The organism is Psychrobacter sp. WY6, from assembly GCF_018448495.1.
In the GTDB taxonomy this organism is placed as follows: domain Bacteria; phylum Pseudomonadota; class Gammaproteobacteria; order Pseudomonadales; family Moraxellaceae; genus Psychrobacter.
The window spans coordinates 2,741,195-2,759,606 of record NZ_CP049902.1; the positions used below are offsets into that span (position 1 = coordinate 2,741,195).

General features: G+C 44.7%; 11 protein-coding genes and 2 pseudogenes. 5 read left to right on the forward strand and 8 right to left on the reverse strand.

Translation table 11 applies throughout. The features are described 5' to 3' along the window. Positions 1–28: 28 nt before the first annotated feature. The 6 genes and pseudogenes from G7Y90_RS13670 to G7Y90_RS13695 form a co-directional block, all read right to left on the reverse strand. Positions 29–1,301, reverse strand: a pseudogene (locus G7Y90_RS13670) (ABC transporter permease). Beyond that, positions 1,298–2,535 (reverse strand): annotated as a pseudogene (locus G7Y90_RS13675) (efflux RND transporter periplasmic adaptor subunit). Before G7Y90_RS13675 ends, G7Y90_RS13670 begins: the two co-directional pseudogenes overlap by 4 nt. A 326-nt stretch (positions 2,536–2,861) precedes the next feature. Further along, complete coding sequence (locus tag G7Y90_RS13680) at positions 2,862–3,719, reverse strand: ABC transporter ATP-binding protein (RefSeq protein ID WP_250162639.1); 858 nt, start codon at positions 3,717–3,719, stop codon at positions 2,862–2,864. Between the two features lie 15 nt (positions 3,720–3,734). Further along, entirely contained in the window at positions 3,735–4,721 is a 987-nt protein-coding gene (locus G7Y90_RS13685; RefSeq protein ID WP_201502160.1) for a FecCD family ABC transporter permease, read from the reverse strand. 47 nt (positions 4,722–4,768) lie between these two features. Continuing rightward, positions 4,769–5,626, reverse strand: a complete 858-nt coding sequence (locus G7Y90_RS13690) for a heme/hemin ABC transporter substrate-binding protein (protein ID WP_227697739.1) — start codon at positions 5,624–5,626, stop codon at positions 4,769–4,771. 150 nt (positions 5,627–5,776) lie between these two features. Continuing rightward, entirely contained in the window at positions 5,777–6,910 is a 1,134-nt protein-coding gene (locus G7Y90_RS13695) for a ChuX/HutX family heme-like substrate-binding protein (RefSeq protein ID WP_250162640.1), read from the reverse strand. Positions 6,911–7,390: 480 nt separating this feature from the next. On the opposite strand from G7Y90_RS13695, the gene G7Y90_RS13700 reads away from it, so the two are divergent. The 5 genes from G7Y90_RS13700 to G7Y90_RS13720 all read left to right on the forward strand — a co-directional run bounded on the left by G7Y90_RS13700 (position 7,391) and on the right by G7Y90_RS13720 (position 16,868). Next, positions 7,391–9,637: a TonB-dependent receptor plug domain-containing protein gene (locus G7Y90_RS13700; protein ID WP_250162641.1), complete on the forward strand. Its 2,247-nt coding sequence runs from the start codon at positions 7,391–7,393 to the stop codon at positions 9,635–9,637. 25 nt (positions 9,638–9,662) lie between these two features. After that, complete coding sequence (locus G7Y90_RS13705; RefSeq protein ID WP_250162642.1) at positions 9,663–10,931, forward strand: HmuY family protein; 1,269 nt, start codon at positions 9,663–9,665, stop codon at positions 10,929–10,931. 346 nt (positions 10,932–11,277) lie between these two features. Then, entirely contained in the window at positions 11,278–12,450 is a 1,173-nt protein-coding gene (locus G7Y90_RS13710; RefSeq protein ID WP_250162643.1) for a siderophore-interacting protein, read from the forward strand. A gap of 304 nt (positions 12,451–12,754) precedes the next feature. Continuing rightward, a complete protein-coding gene (locus G7Y90_RS13715; RefSeq protein ID WP_250162644.1) occupies positions 12,755–15,043 on the forward strand; it encodes a TonB-dependent receptor in 2,289 nt (762 codons plus the stop codon). Between the two features lie 112 nt (positions 15,044–15,155). Beyond that, positions 15,156–16,868: a multidrug ABC transporter permease/ATP-binding protein gene (locus G7Y90_RS13720; RefSeq protein WP_250162645.1), complete on the forward strand. Its 1,713-nt coding sequence runs from the start codon at positions 15,156–15,158 to the stop codon at positions 16,866–16,868. Between the two features lie 77 nt (positions 16,869–16,945). Here the strand turns inward: G7Y90_RS13720 and G7Y90_RS13725 are convergent, their stop codons facing one another. Beyond that, positions 16,946–17,164 carry a hypothetical protein gene (locus tag G7Y90_RS13725; RefSeq protein WP_250162646.1) on the reverse strand — a complete coding sequence of 73 codons (219 nt, stop codon included), beginning with the start codon at positions 17,162–17,164 and terminating at the stop codon, positions 16,946–16,948. Next, entirely contained in the window at positions 17,127–18,194 is a 1,068-nt protein-coding gene (locus G7Y90_RS13730; RefSeq protein ID WP_250162647.1) for a PepSY-associated TM helix domain-containing protein, read from the reverse strand. Before G7Y90_RS13730 ends, G7Y90_RS13725 begins: the two co-directional genes overlap by 38 nt. Between the last annotated feature and the right edge of the window lie 218 nt (positions 18,195–18,412).

The window sequence follows — 18,412 nt, forward strand, 5'->3', positions numbered from 1 at the left end:
ATTATTAAAAGTGTCGCTAGAATCATGATTAGACATAACGAATAGCCACCACTGGATCAAGTGCTGCGCGCCGCGCTGGAATAGCGGCTGCTATCACACCAGTTAGCGTGGCTAACGACATAGTCACTAAGATCAGGTTTATTGATATGGGAATTGTAAATATGTCAGGTCCAAAAGTATTAAAAGACCAGACCAATACATAGCTAACACCACTACCGACAATCGAGCCTAGCAAGCCAAATATAGCCCCTTGAATTAAGAATATGCGTAGGATTTGCTGACGAGTTGCACCCATGGCTCGTAAGATACCAATCTCGCGCGTACGCTGAACCACACTGACCGACAGCACACTGGCAATACCAAAAGCCACCGAGATCGCCACAAAAACCACAATCATATTGCTAGATAAACTTTGAGCCGTGAGACCACTCAGCAGTTGGGCGTTGGTTTCAATCCAGCTTTCTGCTTGCAATGAGGTCAAACGACCCACTTGTGCAGCGATTTCCTCCGCCTCAAAGATATCTTCAACCGTCAAATCAATGACTGTGATACCGCCCGGCAAGCCAAGTAATGACTGCGCTTGTTTTAGGTCTAGATACACGTAGCGCGCATCAAGCTCTCGTACGCCGAGCTCAAATATACCAGCGATATTGACTACAGCGCTGTTGTTACTAATGTTGCTACCAAGGTTGTTACTCAAATTATTACTGGGACTACGCGCCATCGTCTTGACCCGTATCCAAACGTAATTTGCCGCCGACCTCTACACCCAAATCTTTAGCCAGTTCACTACCAATCAATACATTATCTGCGCCCACTCGCAGCTCACCACTGATTAAGTATTCATCAAGTGGAATAATATTCTGATAGCGCGCCAAGTCAGTACCACTAGTATTACCGACTCTAATGCCTCACCACGCCTGACGAAACCAGGCCCAGATACGTTTGGTGATACAGCAGTCAATAAGGGCAGTTGATCTAGCGTGTCAGTGATTTGCTGCCAATTATTAAGAACGTAGCCGCTGTGGACGCTTGTCTTCTTGTATCAGTTGCAGTGTATCATCAGCATACGGCGCTATTAGGTTGACTTCATCTGGCGCTACCAAGCGAATATGTGCCTGACTGCCAAGGGTGCTTTCAATAAGGTTGGTCTGTAATCCTTGGATGAGTGCCGTAATAAATATAATAGCAACACCTATCGCCACTCCCAGAGTAATCATTAACGACTGTATGCGTCCCTCGCGTAAAAAACTGATGGCAATAGTGGCATCAATCCATAGTCTACCGAAAAAAGCCGTCAATTGACTGTCTCCGCTGCTTGGCTCTTATCACTTACCGTCGTTATCTTGTCAGCATCAGGCGCGGCAAAAGGTGCTTGAAGCGCGGTTCTCACTCTTTTTCCATCAGCCAGTGAGACTGTCGCATCAACCAATATCTCATCACCTGCGCTCAGCCCTGAGAGCACTTCTGATGCTGATAGCCCGCGTAACCCTAATTTCACTACTCGACGTTGTATTTTACCATCACGCAATAATAATACTTCGGCGCTGTCTTCTTTAACATGGCTAGTGCATCATTAGGAATGACTAAGGCTTTTGCGCGTTGATCCGTTTCGATATTCACTGATACTGTCATGTCTTGACGCAAAAAATCAGGTACAGGATCGACGGACAATCTCACCTCTACCGTACCGCGTTGCGGATCTATACTTGGTGCAATGAAACTAATACGTACGGGGAACGGTTTATCCGGATAGGCATCGGCAATAGCGACAGCTGGTTGCTGCAAAGCCAACCGAGATAAATTACGCTCATCAAGCGGTACTCTTATTTCAGTCTTACCATCGAGGGCAATAGTAAACAAGCTCTGACCTGGCTGTACCAAATCGCCTACCTCGACATTACGGGTCAGAATAGTGCCTGATACTTTGCTACGTACTTGCGCTTTATTGAGCTGAGCCTCCAATGCTGCGATACGAGCACGTAATAAATCTTCTTCAACACCACCAGAGGAGAGTGCATTCGCTCTCAGGCGTGCATTTTCAAGATTATTGCGTGCTTGGGCTTGGGATTGAATCGCTTGCTCCATTTCCTCATCAGAGATGGCCGAGATAGCAGCCAATTCGCGCCTACGCTCGACATTACGGTCAGCTTGCGCCAACGCTACTTTGGCATTGGTCAAATCCACCACTGCTTGTGGACGAGTGCTACTAATCAATTCCGCCAACTCGGCTTCTGCTTGCCGCACTTGGGCTGCAACGTCATCGGAGCTTAGTACCAACAATAAATCTCCTGCAGCGACTTGTTCGCCTTCTGCTACCCGTCGCTCTAATACGACACCTGATATCTCGCTACCAATGTCAGTATTTGATACGGCAACGACCCGTCCAGTCGCTACGACCGTCTGCACCAAAGGCATCGAAGATATTCTATAGCTTGGTAATAGTGGTCCTTGCCACCAGCGAAAGGCAAAAAATCCCGCAATAATGATGAGCAGTAGTGCGCTAACAATCAATTTATAAGGAATAGCGCGCAATGAGTTTCTCCCGTTCAGAACAAATACCTAGTGGTTTACAGTTTCTACTAAATCCGATCGTTATGCGAGTTTACTGCAAAATTTTTTAGGTTTAAAATTTATTAACTGAAAATCATCCTGTTGGTATGGTTATATTTTGCATGGTTATATTAAAAACATTTGCTTCGCTACAATAGTTAAGATGTAAAAAAAACCCTTCAGGCTATTATTTATAGCTGAAGGGTTTTTATTACCGAATAAATCAGTGCGATATACACAGATTAAAAAGCCAAGTTGATCATCAAATGCCTATTGTAAAGTCAAAATAATCGTTCAAGTGCTCAGAATCATACCAACACCAAGCCATCTTCAGTCTGATGCACCTTAATATCGACATCATAAACATCGCTTAATTGTGGACGTGTCATCACCTCACTAGGCGTTCCTTGTGCAACAACTTGTCCACCGCTTAATAGCACCACTTCATCAGTATAGCGATGCGCATGGGTCAAATCATGTAACACAACCAAGATACTTTTGCGTTGCTGTCGCACCAAATTATGTAAATAATGAAGTAAAAAACGCTGATGGCGAATATCGAGATGATTGGTCGGCTCATCAAACATCATGATTTTAGTGTCTTGCATTAGCGCCCTTACGATAGCCAAGCGCTGCTTTTCACCGCCTGATAAGGTTTGCACGCGGGCACTGACCAAACTTGATAACTCAAAGTCTTGTAGTAAACGTTGCGCGCGCTCAACATGATGGCTATTTGGGCGCTGATACCATGCAAGATTTGGCGAGACTCCTAACAGCGCATAATCCAATACCGTTAACGGCAGCTCAAAACGCTCATGTTGTCCAACCCAAGCGATATGACCATCATTCATGACCTCGTTGATCGGCTGACCGTAAATCGTAATGTGACCATCCGTTTTAAGCGCGGTTCCTGTGTGTTGACCTAAAACCGTATGCAGCAACGTACTTTTACCCGCGCCATTTGGTCCGATAAAGGCGACCAGCTTTTGGCTTGGCACGGTTAGTTTATCTATCTTTAACAATGTTTTATGGCCATGCGAGATATGAATATCTTGCATCGACAACAACTCGCCTGCATCACTACTCTTGATATTACTACTATCTATATTGCTTTCTCGATTTGCTAGCGATGTCTTTGATGTAGCCGTAAAATACGAATGAAACATAAATACTCTCTCCAATTAACGGCGGCTACTACGCACAAACAGCCAAATAAAGAATGGACCGCCAAGCAACGCTAAAACGATGCCAACGGGCACATCCACTGGATAAGCAACATGCCGCGCCGCGCCATCAATGACGAGTAATAATATCGCCCCAAGCCAACCAGACCAAATCATGAGACGCATACGTCTGCCACCAAACAGAATAGCTAACAGGTTGGGCACCATCATGCCAATAAAACCAATGACGCCTGCTAAAGACACCGCTGCCCCTGTCAGTAATGCCGAGGCAATCACGACCAAACAACGAACCACACCCACTTTGATGCCCAAGGACTTAGCGGCTGCCTCACCAAGCATCAGTCCATCCAACTGACGACCTAACGGTAATAAAATCGCTAAGCCTAAAACCATAGAAATAATTGAATATCGCAGCGGCACAAAACCCGCTTCCGCCATACTGCCTGACAGCCAATTGGTCGCGGAGCGCAGCACCATATCATCAGACATGAATAAAATCAGGCTGACCACCGCAGCACAAAAAGCACTGATGACAAATCCCAATATCAGCAAGCCCATCTGCCCACCACCCAAAAACCGATGACAAGCGAGAATAAACAAGCACACCAATACGCTTCCAGTAAACGCCGCAAGCGGTATCCCAATGCCGCCAAACCCCAATGCCAGAACCAAAACAACACCAAGCGCTGCGCCACCTGATGTACCGATTAAGCTAGGGTCCGCTAAAGGATTTTCAAATAAAGCCTGTAATGCTGCACCACTAACTGACAACGCCATACCAACCAGTAATGCCGTCACCACACGCGGATAACGCAGCTGCCAAATAGTATCGTCAAGATGGCTAGGGCTTGACCATTCGCCAAAGCCAATACCAAGCGCCAACCAAATTAGTAGCACAGATATGACAGCGGCAGTAATATAGTAGAGGCTAGGTTTATGTTTCCCAGTTTGTGTAGAGATAGAAGCAGAAATCGTATTTGCCATGTGAGATGTCATTTTGTTGAATATGAGATAAAGGATTTTTGCTTAGGCTATTTTGCTACAGCGTTCAGCTTTTTTAAGACGTCAGGCGAATGCAAGCCATAACGCAGAAAGTCATCTGCTGGCCAAAAATGTACGCCGCCCTTCTTGCCTGCGGCACTTGCTGCAACCTCAGGACGTTTACTAAATTTACTGACCCCGCCAACCACTGCCTGATTATGATCGGCAATAATAATCACATCGGGCTTGGCGGCCAGCCAGCCTTCACGGGACATAGGTTTTAGCCCTGATACGTTTGCAGCGTTAATCCCACCAGCTCGGCGAATCAACTCATCCCCTACCGTGCCTTTACCTGCAACGATACGACCATCGTAACTTAATAAATAACGCTTACCCGTCTTTGCCATTGGACTCATCCCTGTATTCCAACGCTTTGCAAGCTGCGACCCTTCGGATTTTTTATCAACATAACTGCCGATAGATTTAATACTATTGGCAAAGGTGCTTACCTCTTCTTTGGGCGCGACATTAACGGCTTTAACTTTTAAGCCGTTTAAGCGCTGATAAATACTCGCAGGCTGCACCATATAACTGCCGAGCACCAAGTCTGGCTTGACCGCCAACACTGACTCGGCGGTGATATTACGGTGCATACCCACGGCTGGCACGCTCTTTAACGCTGGATTATGATTGGTTGCATCTTTACCAACCAACTTATTGGTCGCTCCTAGTGCCACCACGACGTCTGCAACATCGGGGCTCATCGCGACAATACGCTCATAAGCTTGGGCAGAAAGTGAGGGCACGGCAAATGCGCCAATAATGGCAGCAGTACTGATAGCCCGACTGGTCAATTTTTTATTTATCACTGCGTGAGTGATTACTGTTTTTGATAATGCAGAAGACATAAGCATTCCTAATTTGCTAACGTAAAAAATGACACTATTAACAGAACCATTAACGTGTATTAAGCATCCCAAATAACTCACACAACAGCTATGACTTATCCGTTATGTGAGTGTCAATATCGCAAAATTTGCTGATTTTTTATGACGGGTTTACACGCTCTCTTCTTCAGCCATTGCAACTACTGCTAAGGCTTCTGCATATGGATGCGCTTCGATGACCGTCGAGACAATTTGCTGCCATGCTTCAAGCTCAGGCGTGCCTTCAATACGCTGACCGAACACACTAAAGATACTGACGCCGTGATCATCAAAACCTTCGATACAAGTCACGATACCGTCTTTGGTTGGACGCTTAACGCTCCATACTTGCGCCAATGCTTTGTCTTTTAAATGCAGCGTAAAGTCATTATGGTCTTTATCTAAAATATTGAACCAATCGCCCATGCGTTTGAGTGTCTGCACGGTGCCAGTCTGAATCTGCACCAGACCACTATTACCGACAAATATCATGATTGGGCATTTGGCATCGCGCGCTTGCTCGAGAACCGCTTCGACCGCGCTAATATCAAGCTGCTGCGTCATCTGCTCTGGTGCTTGACGGTAGCTACTAGCACGATCGATATCGAGATTTTTTAGTAATGAATGAAACTGATGCACATCTGTCATCGCCTGCCAGCCTTGTTGTAACTGCGTACGCTCCTCTTCACTTAATGCCTTGTAACGCCAGTCATTTAGCGGCTCTTGTGCCTCTAACGTCAGCGTCTCATTATTCACCGTTTGCTGCTGCTCCTGAATCATCGCTTGCCAGCGTGCAATAGTCTCAGCGCTTAACTCTCGTAGATAGACTTTGTCGATAGCAGCACCTTGGGCGTTATAGAACTGAATACTATAAGAGGGCTTATCCGCGCGGCTGGTATCCGTTACCGCCAGCATATGCCGCCATTGCCACATAAAGAATCGCAAATCTAGACCACCCACATTGAGTGCCAAGCCCATTTTTTCGCCAAGCTTAAGATTATGATATGGCGCGGTTTTTTCATGCACTGCCAACTCGTTTCTCACAATGCTTTCCATGTCACCAAAGTTCTCAAATTGCTTTAATACAGCTTTGCACTGATCACCCATATACTGACTATAAGGGGATGCTAACATAAGTTCAAACTCGCTGATGCCTAGCGCAGCCGCGCCTTCTGTGGGAAATAGCATCGGTGTTTTTACTTTTAATGCTTGGTACTGTTGCCACAGCTCAGTATTTTTTTTGGTTAACGATAACGGTTGACTCATGATGGTCTCCATAAAATGAATAGCAGTAAAAAAGCCAATGATCTTGGCTATGTAGTATTGAGATATGAATATCTTCAGAAAATAGCAGCGACGATGCCTATGATTAATATTTGATAAAAATAATGCCTGCTGTACTAAAGGGCCTGCAATGATGCAGCAAGGGTCTATTTATCAAGCAAACCTTTAGCAATTATCGCTGCTAGTTCATCATTTATAATTTTGTCTCTAGGCGTCGGACGAAATCATTATGGCAACATTTTTTCACTTTGTAAATAATAATAATTATCATTTACACCTTGATAATTATTATCGTTTAAAATATGATGTCTGGGCTTTGTTACTTAATCTAGTGAATCAAGTAACCAAACCTTTAATAATTAATACTATGAAAAGGTCGCTTTAGATCGCTCTTTTTGTAGCAAAAGGTCTTTAAGCAACGCGACTTTCTTACTTTCTCTTTTTACGATGGCTGTTTTACTTATGTCAATTTTAGCGTTTGATTTGTCGTTGACTCATACGGGACTAAACACCCATCCCTCACTGCTGCGTCGTAGCCCATTAGCCATAAGTGTGGCATTAGTATTGTTTGTATTTACGTCAGTTTCAGTCCAAGCAGCGCCAATTTTCGCAGAGACTAATGGTGATATGACCGACGATGCAGCCATGCCGAGCACACGTTTAGACCCTATCGTGGTAACGGCGACTCGCTCTGAGCGCGCTTTAAGTGATGCGCCAGTTGCCCTGCAAGTACTTAGCCGCCAACAGCTCGATGACAACCATGCGCATACTTTAAAAGAAGCGCTGGCCTTGTTGCCCAATGTCTACTTACGTGAAGTCCACGGCAAGACAGGTTACGAAGTCAGCATGCAAGGCTTCACAGGTGATCAAGTATTAGTGTTGATTGATGGTTTACCGATCACAGCCAGCACTGGTTCGACAGTAAATTTGAATCAATATATGAATATGGATATTGAGCAAATAGAAGTGGTGCAGGGAGCGGCGTCAGCGCAGTTTGGTAGCGCGGCGATGGGCGGCGTCATTAATATCATCACCAAACCCATCGGCGCGGCAACAGGACATATCACCACCGAGATTGCTAGCAATGGGCAGCAAAATCCATCTGGTAAAAAGTTAGATGCCAATAAGCGCTATGTAGAAGCCAGCGTGGAAGGGGCATTGGATAAAAACCAGCGCTTTCACGCGCGTCTATCAGGCTCGTATCTGGACAATGATGGCTTAAGCTTAGACCATGAAGCGTGGCCCAAATTAAAAGATGCCAGCGAGCAATCACAAGTCAGTGCCCGCCTCAGCTACCGCCCTGACGGTAACGACACATCAGGTAATAACAATGACCAAAACGATAGCCGACTGGTCAAAAATTCTCAATATTGGCTAGAAGCCAGCCACTATAAAGAAGACGATATTAGTCGCTTTAATTACTATGTCGCGCCGCGCTATTTGGCACAGCAAAGAGATGAGCACATCAGCAAGCAGCGCTTTAGTATCGGGGCGCGCGCTGATATCGCACCGCATGTCGATGATCGCAGCAGGACTTATCGATTGTCCGCTCAAGCGCTGCATGAGGAATATCAAAGCGAATCCAATACTAAAACACAGCAAGCCATCACTAGTGCCCGTGATACAGACATCAGTACGACGTTGGCACAAGCCCAGATCGATCTACCTGAGCTATTGCTATCCGATAAGCACCTTCATCTTATCCAAGTCGGCGGTCAGGTTCAGCAAGACAAGTTAAGCCAAACGAAAAATCAAACCAGCGAGCTTATCAGCGATGACGTCAGCCGTGATGTCGGTGAGCTATATCTACAAGATGATTGGCTGATTGGCGATAACTGGGAAGTGTTGAGCGGTATTCGCTATCAAAACGATGAAGACTTTGGTGGTCATACGGCGCCAAAAGTATCACTCAAATACAACCATTTGGATGCCAGCGGGCGCGACCATGTCTTTCGTAGCAGTATTGGCGGTGGTTATCGCGTGCCCAATCTAAAAGAACGCTACTACGTCTTTGACCATAGCAATTTGGGTTATAAAGTCATGGGCAATCCCGACTTGCAGCCTGAAACTTCAACCAGTTACCAGATCGGCTATCAAGGTCAACTGAGCGACACCATGAATTTGACGGTTAATGGTTTTTATAACGAGATAGATGACCTGATCCAAACCGATGAAGACAACGCTACCTTCGACGGTAACATCGCCATTTATAAATATATGAACGTCGATAGTGCCAAAACCTATGGCGGCGATATTGCTATTGACTGGCAAGTGGACGAGCGCGCCAAACTACAAGCCAGCTATGCCTACCTCAAGACGCATAACAATGTGACGGATACTGAGCTGACCTATAAACCCAATCACAAAGCGATGCTGGCACTAGATTATCGAATTAATGACAAATTACAGCTGATCCCGCGCCTCAATTATGAATCCAAACAGCTAATTAGTACCAGCGAGCAAGCGTATTCACCGTCTTGGTGGACGCTCGATAGCAAGCTCAATTATGACGCAACTGCAAACTTGAGCTTGTATGCAGCGATTAATAATATCTTTGATGTGCAGCGTGATATCACCGATACCAGTGACTACCGTCCCATGATAATCGCGAGTGGTTACTTGGCGCCAGTTACCATTGGTAAGAGGTCTTGTATTGATAATCACTCTAAAGCCATTGTATTTTTACGGATATTTTCATATTTTATATAAAACGACAACCATCAAGGAAGCTGATATGACCCCCATTTCCCCAATTAACACCAAGCCGACCAAATTGGCATTATTTTTCAGTAGCAGCATTTTAGCACTCAGCATGACCGGTTGCGGAGGCGGCAGTGATGGCTCGAGTAGTGGCAATACCGGAAATGGCGATAATGGCGGCACTACCCCGCCTGTTAGCAGTGCCAGCTTTAGCGAAACGGCTACTTGGCAAGTCACCAATCTAGCGCCTAATACCGCGACCTGTTATGACTTTGATGCCAAAGCTGAAAGCTCGTGTGCTGAGGAGAAGTGGGATATCAAGTTTGATAACCAAGCGCGTTCGGTCAAGCTTTGGTCAAATAGCGGTGATTCTGGCGCGGGTTTGGGCGGCGTTTTTGGTTTAATCGATTGGTCAGATCTGAGTCGTTATAGCAATGCAACTCAAGATCCTGATACCAGTCGTGATATTACCATGCACTACAATGAAGACCGTAGTGGTGGTATTTTTGATGCACAGCCTTGGTTTGAATACAATTTAAAAGACAACCATCAGCTCTACCCGAACAATCGTGTCTATCTTGTCACCACAGATAATAGCAGTGCCATGACAGACAGCAGCGTCCAGCAGCCTATTTATGCCATGCAGATTACCAACTACTATAATAATGCTGGAACCTCTGGCTACCCTACTCTGCGCTGGATTGATACTGCGCTACCGAACAAGGTGCAGACGAAAACCATCGATGCCTCAAACAATGATAACTGGGTCTATTTTGATCTAACCACAGGACAAAGTAGCACCGATAAAAACAGCACTTGGCAGATTGGCTTTAAGCGTAATAGCGTCATTTTAAATGGTGGCGATTCTGCAATTGGCACTAATAAAGGCAAAGTTGGTGGTTTCTTATCAAAAACACCAATAGGGTATTATGATAAAGGTGAGCCCATTGTCAGCAAGTTTATGACCGATGGTAGTGCAGCGACTTTAACCGACCTTACCAACACCGCTGTGTACGATAAACCGATAAGTGCCAGAAGCTGGGTCATTGATAGTAAAGGCTCGGATCTCAATCCTGCTTATACGGGTAATTTCCCGAACCTAGACTTTGGCTGGTATACCTACAATGGCATGACGCATCAACTAAATGCCAAAGCAGTTGACAGCGCTCAAGGTGCGCTCATTAGATCCGCTGAAGGCAATAGCTATGCCCGCGTGCGTTTGGATAAAATCAATTACCCTGATAGCTCAGCGACGACTGCGACCTCATGGGAATTTAAAATAGACATTCAGCCTGCTCCTTAACACTCTACTGTTCGACTTTAGCTCGCCTAACCCTTTTTTGTAAGCTATCAAACCTTGCAAAAATAGGTTGGGCGATAATGTTTATACACAATCTAAGAGTCACCACTGCCAATTATTACAAGAAAAATATTAATCATTCGATAACACCTGTCCTTTTATGATTGTAAATAAATTAACCTATGGTATATTATCGTAATAAAAATATAGGTGATATTAATAATCATTAACATTTGCATGTTTTATACTTATTAATTATTACATTCCCATCTTGCCCTTAACCAGCAGCCAATCATTTTAAAAAAATTTTGCTGAATAATTATTTGAATTCTGGCTTGGACGACATTTTATGGCTCAACCACTTACTCAGTACGATTTCGATAAAACACCGCTCGACATGGCTGACAAAGCCCAGTTTATAAGTCATGTCAATGAAGAGCATCAAGATGAACTCGCGATGTTTATCAATGCCTTTACTACCACGACAGTGAGTGAGCACGAGATCGCCTCGATAGCAGAGCTGTATACTGATGGGATACTTATGGATGTCACAACCGCCCATCATGACAACGACACCTTGACAAACAGCACCAAGCTCAGCCGTCAATATTTTATCGATTTTACAGTTCCTATTAGTGACTCTATGACGCTACAGGAGCAATATATAACGCTACTGCAAACATCTGCCAATAAGCTTGGCAAGCGCACGATCAAGCTTCAAGAACAGCGTTTTACAGTCATTAATGGCTATTATGCCAGCCCCAATATGTATCGACTGCTGGTAACCGCACCTGATAGTACGCCACTCTCTCATCCGGGCTACGCGTATTTGTTTGAGCTGGATTCGGACGGTCTATCTGCTACAAAACACCAGTCAAAAGACCATTCAAGAGATAGCGACAAACCTTTGCAGCGCTACTATACCTTGCGAAAAGCATGGCGAGATTCGAGCAGCTCGTCTGTCCAAGCGTGGATAGACGTTTATATTCATGGCGATACGGCAGGAGGCAGTTGGGCACGCGCACTTAACTGTGGCAGTCAAATCAAAACAGTACGTGAATATCCAGAGAAAATAGAACATCTCAGCACTGGTCAGTGCTTACTCATCTGTGATGAAACCTCCTTACCTACGGTGGCCAATCTATTGGAAAACTGGCAGAATCCTTTACCGCCCCTCGTCATTGCCATCACTAATGATCCAGAGGATATCCGTTATTTACATACGCTAACACTCAGTAATCAACTACGCCACGATGCGCATTTTTTGCAAGATAATGTGTGCCATCTGGTTAATACTCCAACAACTGATATTACTGAGCAAATAATGGCATTATTAAATACACAATTTGCGCGACTGCCTGTCAATATTGACAAAGTATGGGGCGCGTTGGAAGCAGCGGATATCAAATCATTACGACAGCAACTAAAGGCAAATCTTGGATTATCACGTCAAGATATGGTCATTAAAGTCTACTGGCGTGCGCATATCATTATATTTTTTGTGAGTAGCATATCTCTATAAACAGCACCTTTTCATAAGTGGCATTTTTTTAAACAGCAAACATTTAACAAGTAGCAAACATTTAGTCATAAACAGAAAGCATTTAGCCACTTACCAACCACTTGTGCTGACTGCTAAATTGAGCTAATAACAATCGTTGCTGCTGGTATAACGCGACTGATCAACTTTAGACGACTTACTACTTTGCCTAACAAAAACGTACACTTAACACGATAAAAATATTTGAGATTTAATCCAGTAATATATTGTAATGAAAATGATTATCATTATAATAAGCATTTAATCTTATGTGCTGGAAATATTCATGCAACTGTCTCGCTTATACTCTGCTTTATTTCGCCCTACTCTATTGAATATGTCTCGCCATCCCTTGTCATTAAAATCACTGTGCTCATCTTGTCTGTCCACATCGGTAATACTACTGGGTGCAAGCCAAGCCGCGTGGGCACAAACAGATTTAAATGCTGACGCTCAATCCGATACCCCAAGCGTGGTACTCGATGAGATTGTCGTGACCAGTAGTGCTGATGCATCAGCCGATGGGTTGCCAGATGCCTATGCAGGCGGTCAAGTAGCAACCGGAAGCCGTGTCGGAATCTTGGGCAATCAAGATATCATGGATACGCCGTTCTCCACTACCTCATATACCAATGAGTATATCGGCAATCAACAAGCCCAAAGTGTGGGCGACCTGCTCAAAAAAGACCCGACTGTTCGTGTCGCTAGAGGCTTTGGCAACTTTCAAGAAGCGTACTTTATGCGCGGCTTTGTCACAACCTCTGATGACACCATGTATAACGGTCTATACGGCATATTACCAAGGCAATATATCGCTACTGAATTGTTTGAGCGTGTTGAGGTTCAGCGCGGGGCATCTACTATGTTCAATGGCGCAGCACCCAGTGGTGGTAACGCTGGTGGTACGATTAACCTGCTGCCCAAACGAGCTGGCAATGAATCGCTACGTAAGGTGACACTCGGTTATGGTCAGGGCGATCAAGGCAAAGTTGCCGTAGACGTCAGCGATCGCTTCGGCACGGAGGATGCGTTTGGCGTTCGCTTTAATGCCGCTTATCAAGATGGCGACAGCGCGATTGATGATGAATCTTCAACACTGGGTCTGGCAGCGTTAGGATTAGATTATAGAGGCGATCAATATCGACTATCAGCTGATTTGGGCTGGCAAGACAATAAGCTTAAAGAAACTCGTCCTAGTGTCACACTTGCTGGTGTTTCTAGAGTACCAAAAGCACCAGACGTCTCAAAGAATTGGGCGCAGCCTTGGACGTATTCAGATGAAGAAGATGTATTCGGTACCATTAGAGGCGAGTACGACTTTAATGATAACGTCACAGCATACGGTGCTTACGGTGTGCGAAGTGGTGAGGAAGAAAACTCACTGGCCAATCTAACCGTCAACAATGTTGATGGTGCAGGTACGTTTTATCGCTTTGATAATTCTAGAAAAGATTTGGTACAAAGTGCCGAGCTCGGTCTGCGTGGTAAATGGCAAACAGGTGAAGTGGCTCATAATTGGGTACTAGCAGCGGAGCTCTATGACCAAGAAGAAAAAGGGGCGTTCGCCTATGATTTTGGTAATCAACCCGTGACCAATTTGTACCATCCTACCGACTACGCTGAGGTCCCTTTTAAAAGCACAGCAATCTTCGGTGGTAACTTAGACGATCCAAAACTAACCAACGAGAAGCAATTCCAAAGCTTTGCGCTAGCCGATACCATATCATTGTTCGATGACAAACTAAAAACCACTTTAGGCGTGCGTCATCAGAATTTAAAAACCACCAGCTATGATCCTAACACTCAGGCTAAAACGGCAGATTACGATAAAAGTGAGTGGACACCAAGTATCGGTATCGTCTATCAACCGAGCATGGACTGGTCTGTTTATGGCAACTATATCGAAAGCCTAGCGCCAGGCGCAAGGGCACCTCTGACCAATGATAATGGTGCTGTCACCAATGGTGGTCAAAATTTAGACCCTTATGTAAGTGAGCAAACTGAGGTTGGCGTTAAGTATGACAACGGTTTGATTGGCAGTAGTTTGGCGGTATTCCGCACCGATGAGCCACGTGCTTATGTCAATGACTCAAACACCTTTACCGCTGCTGGAGAAAATCGCCATCAAGGGGTAGAATTGACTGTATTTGGTAGCCCGAGCGAAAACATGCGCTTCAATGCTGGTGTTACTTACTTAAATGCTGAGCAAAAAAACACGGGCGATTTGACGTTCGACGGCAACCGAGTCATCGGACTGCCCACGCTACAAAGCAACGTCAACCTAGAATATGATTTAGCAGCAGTTGAAGGATTGACGGTGACCGGCGATATCATTCACACAGGCGCACGTTATGCCGATGCCGCCAACACCTTAAAAGTTGACGGTTATACCACGCTAGATCTAGGTGCTCGCTATAAAACCATGCTCGCTGGACAAGACGTGACGCTAAAAGGAGTAGTTACTAATATTACTGGTGAAGACTATTGGCAATCAGTGGGTGGTTATGCGGGTGCTGGATACTTAAATGCCAGTGAGCCTACTGCCCTAAAAGTATCAGCGACTTTCGACTTTTAAGACATGCCCATTAAACCACGTTTATAAGACTTAGATAAAAGGGATTAGGCACCACCTACTCCCTTTTATGTTATCAAAAATACGCAAAAAACAATTCTATTATTGAGCCATTATGTCCTCTCACGCCACCGTTTCTTTATATCAGATGATTTGGGCACACTATCGCCTGCCCTTTCTTAAAGTTATTTTCCTTAATTTGGTGAATGCGGCGGTCAGTGTGAGCATCATTGCCTATATCAATCACACCTTTATCAGTCAGCCTGTTTTTAATACCTTATCGTGGGCAAGCTTGGGTCAATTTTCAGCTTTGGTGGTGCTGCTGTTAGTCACGACCTTCGTATCACAATATGCACTGACCCGTTTAGGGCATCAGTTCGTCTACGAGCTTAGAACCAAGCTGGTCAAACAAATCATCGACACCAAAGTTCCGCAAATAAATCATTTGGGTAGCGCACGGTTACTCGCCAGCTTATCCTCAGATATTCAATCGATTACCGTCGCCTTTGTGCGTATGCCAGAGCTGGTGCAAGGCGTTATTTTATCGGTTGGTGTCGCCCTTTATTTAGGTTGGTTGTCGCTGCCATTATTATTGATTGTCATGTTTTGGATTGTGATGACGATTTGGATAAGCACCATTTTAGTAAAGCATGTCTATACTCATTTAAGAGAGCTCAGAGAGATTAATGATCTTTTATATGAGGACTATCAATCCATTATAGATGGTCGCAAAGAGCTGGCGCTTAATCAACACCGCGCTGAAAAACTCTATAAAAATGATTTCTTACATCATGCCAAGTCTTACCAAAATCGAGTGATTAAATCGGATACATATCATTTATCCGCCGTGAATTGGTCGAATATTATGATGTTCGCAGCCATTGGTGTGGTGTTTGCCGTGTCAAATTATCTTGCTCTACCGATGGGTATTGCCACCACTTTCTCTTTAACCATTCTATTCATGCAATCACCCATCCTCCATGCCGTTGGTGCGTATCCGACCTTACAAACGGCACAAGTGGCGCTGGATAAAATACAATCTTTAGAATTGGCGGAGTACCAACCAACCTTTACCACGGATATTGTGGTAAACAACTGGCAGTCCATATCATTCAATGATATTGGCTATCGCTATGCAAGTATTGATACCGATGCAAACGAGGTAGTGGTTAAAGAAAATGAGCATGCTAGCGATATCCTAAAAGCGGTTAATCTGACCTTGCAACGTGGCGATGTGGTGTTTTTAATCGGGGCGAATGGTAGCGGTAAATCTACGCTTGCCAAGATTATTACAGGCATTTTCACCCCTAGCATCGGTGCTGTAAAAATAGACAGCCAGCGCGTTGATTCACAGAATAATGCCGATTATCGACAGCTTTTTTCTGCCATTTTTAGCGATCAGCATCTTTTTAAACAACTGATTGGTAGAGAGGGAAAGCAGCCCGATGAAGCACTCGTAAATACATGGCTACACAAGCTCAATTTACAAGATAAAGTCAGCGTGACTGACAACCAATTATCGACCGACAAGCTATCACAAGGACAACGCAAGCGCTTGGCCATGCTCATTGCCGTGGCTGAACAAAAAGACATATTGCTACTCGATGAATGGGCGGCTGACCAAGATCCTGCCTTTCGCCGAGTTTTTTATCAAACACTGATACCTGAACTCAAAGCCTTGGGTAAAACGCTGTTTATCATCAGTCATGATGACGGCTATTTTGAGCATGCAGATCGATTATTATTGATGAAAGAAGGCAGACTTATTGAGTTAAATGCTGAAGAGCGGCAACGTGCCAGTGCCGATGCCATTGCTATGTTGGCGTAAATACTGGCTTAGTAAAAAGTTAATGGCGAACAATAAAAAATCGGGGCATCTTTTAGAAAGTTGCCCCGAATTTAATTTTAAAATAATAGTTTCTGTAAAAAACCAACCCGTGAAATGACTAAGAAATCTAGTAATCCGATAGCAATAATCGCGATGATGGCGGTCGGGAATATGATTGCCACTGCTAACAAAGGAATGGCAAACGGCCACCATATAGAAAAACTGAGACCACGCGCTGGTGGATTCAGTCCAACCTTTTCACTGGCATGACGTGGACGGCGTTGCCACCACATCATGTAACCGCTCACACAAATAGCAATAACCGCTAAGCAAAATAGGACATTGACCAATACGCTCCCACCATCCAAGCGTCCCCATATGAATAGCAATGCCCGCCGCCATAAATTTACCAAAAGCATTATAATCATCAAAGCGGATATCTGCCAAAATATTGCCCGAATAACGATCGATATGTACCGTACGATCAGCCATTGGATTTTTCATATCATAGCTCATTGAGTCTTGGCTAATCGTCCAGACACCCGTACTACCCTGTGGCAGATTTAATTGGTAACGTCCGACAAAACCAATCTCACGGGCAAATCGATCTACAGTATCGATCATAATCGGTATATTGGACGCGATACCATCCTTGCCAGCGACAGTGCCAGATGTTGGCATTGGTGTCAATTCAAGCACCCAAGGCACATCTTTGGTACTACCCGTATTTAGTGCATCACCATGCGTGGGTGCTGTGGCTGGTGTTGCTCCATGAACGTGCGGCGTGGCTTCAGCGTTATTCATATCCATACCAACATGATGTTGACTGTGATCAATAGAAAGCGGCATTGGCGCAACGCCCCATTTGCCCGCAGGAAACTGACTCCAAGCCTGTACCATACGCTCGCCCCAGATGCCTGCCCATGCCATTCCTGAAATACAGAAAAACAGTAGCAACACAGATATCCAACTGCCCAATGTCGCATGAATGGTACGTATGAATGAGCGTTTTTTCTTATTATTTACAGCATCATTGGGTATAAGCATGGCTTTGAGTGATTTGCGTTTTTGCCACCATAGATACCAACCCGTTAGAATCATTAAGATGGTTAATGAAGCAGTGGTTTCTTGGATATAATCACCGACTTTGCCCAATAGTAAATCAGCATGAATATCATTAAAGGTATAGTACAGACCACTATTAGTCGGCGTGCTTTTGACGATATCAGCCGTATAAGGATTCACCGCCACCATATTCTCATGACTGGCTGACTTAACTTGAAACAAGGCAACGGTGTTCGTATCACGAGGCGCGATATATTTCACCAATGTACTGTTAGGTAAAGTGTTTAACGCATTTTAGCTTGCGTAGAAATAGGGGCGGTAATTAGTGCCGTCACCGCTGAATCTGAGGTGGTAATGGTGAGGCGATCGTCATCACGACCTGCGATGTTAGACATCAACAGCATGCCAAGTGCGCTGCAAGCTAGGATAATTAAGAAAGGTGCTATAAACATTCCGCATAAAAATGCCAACGCCATACC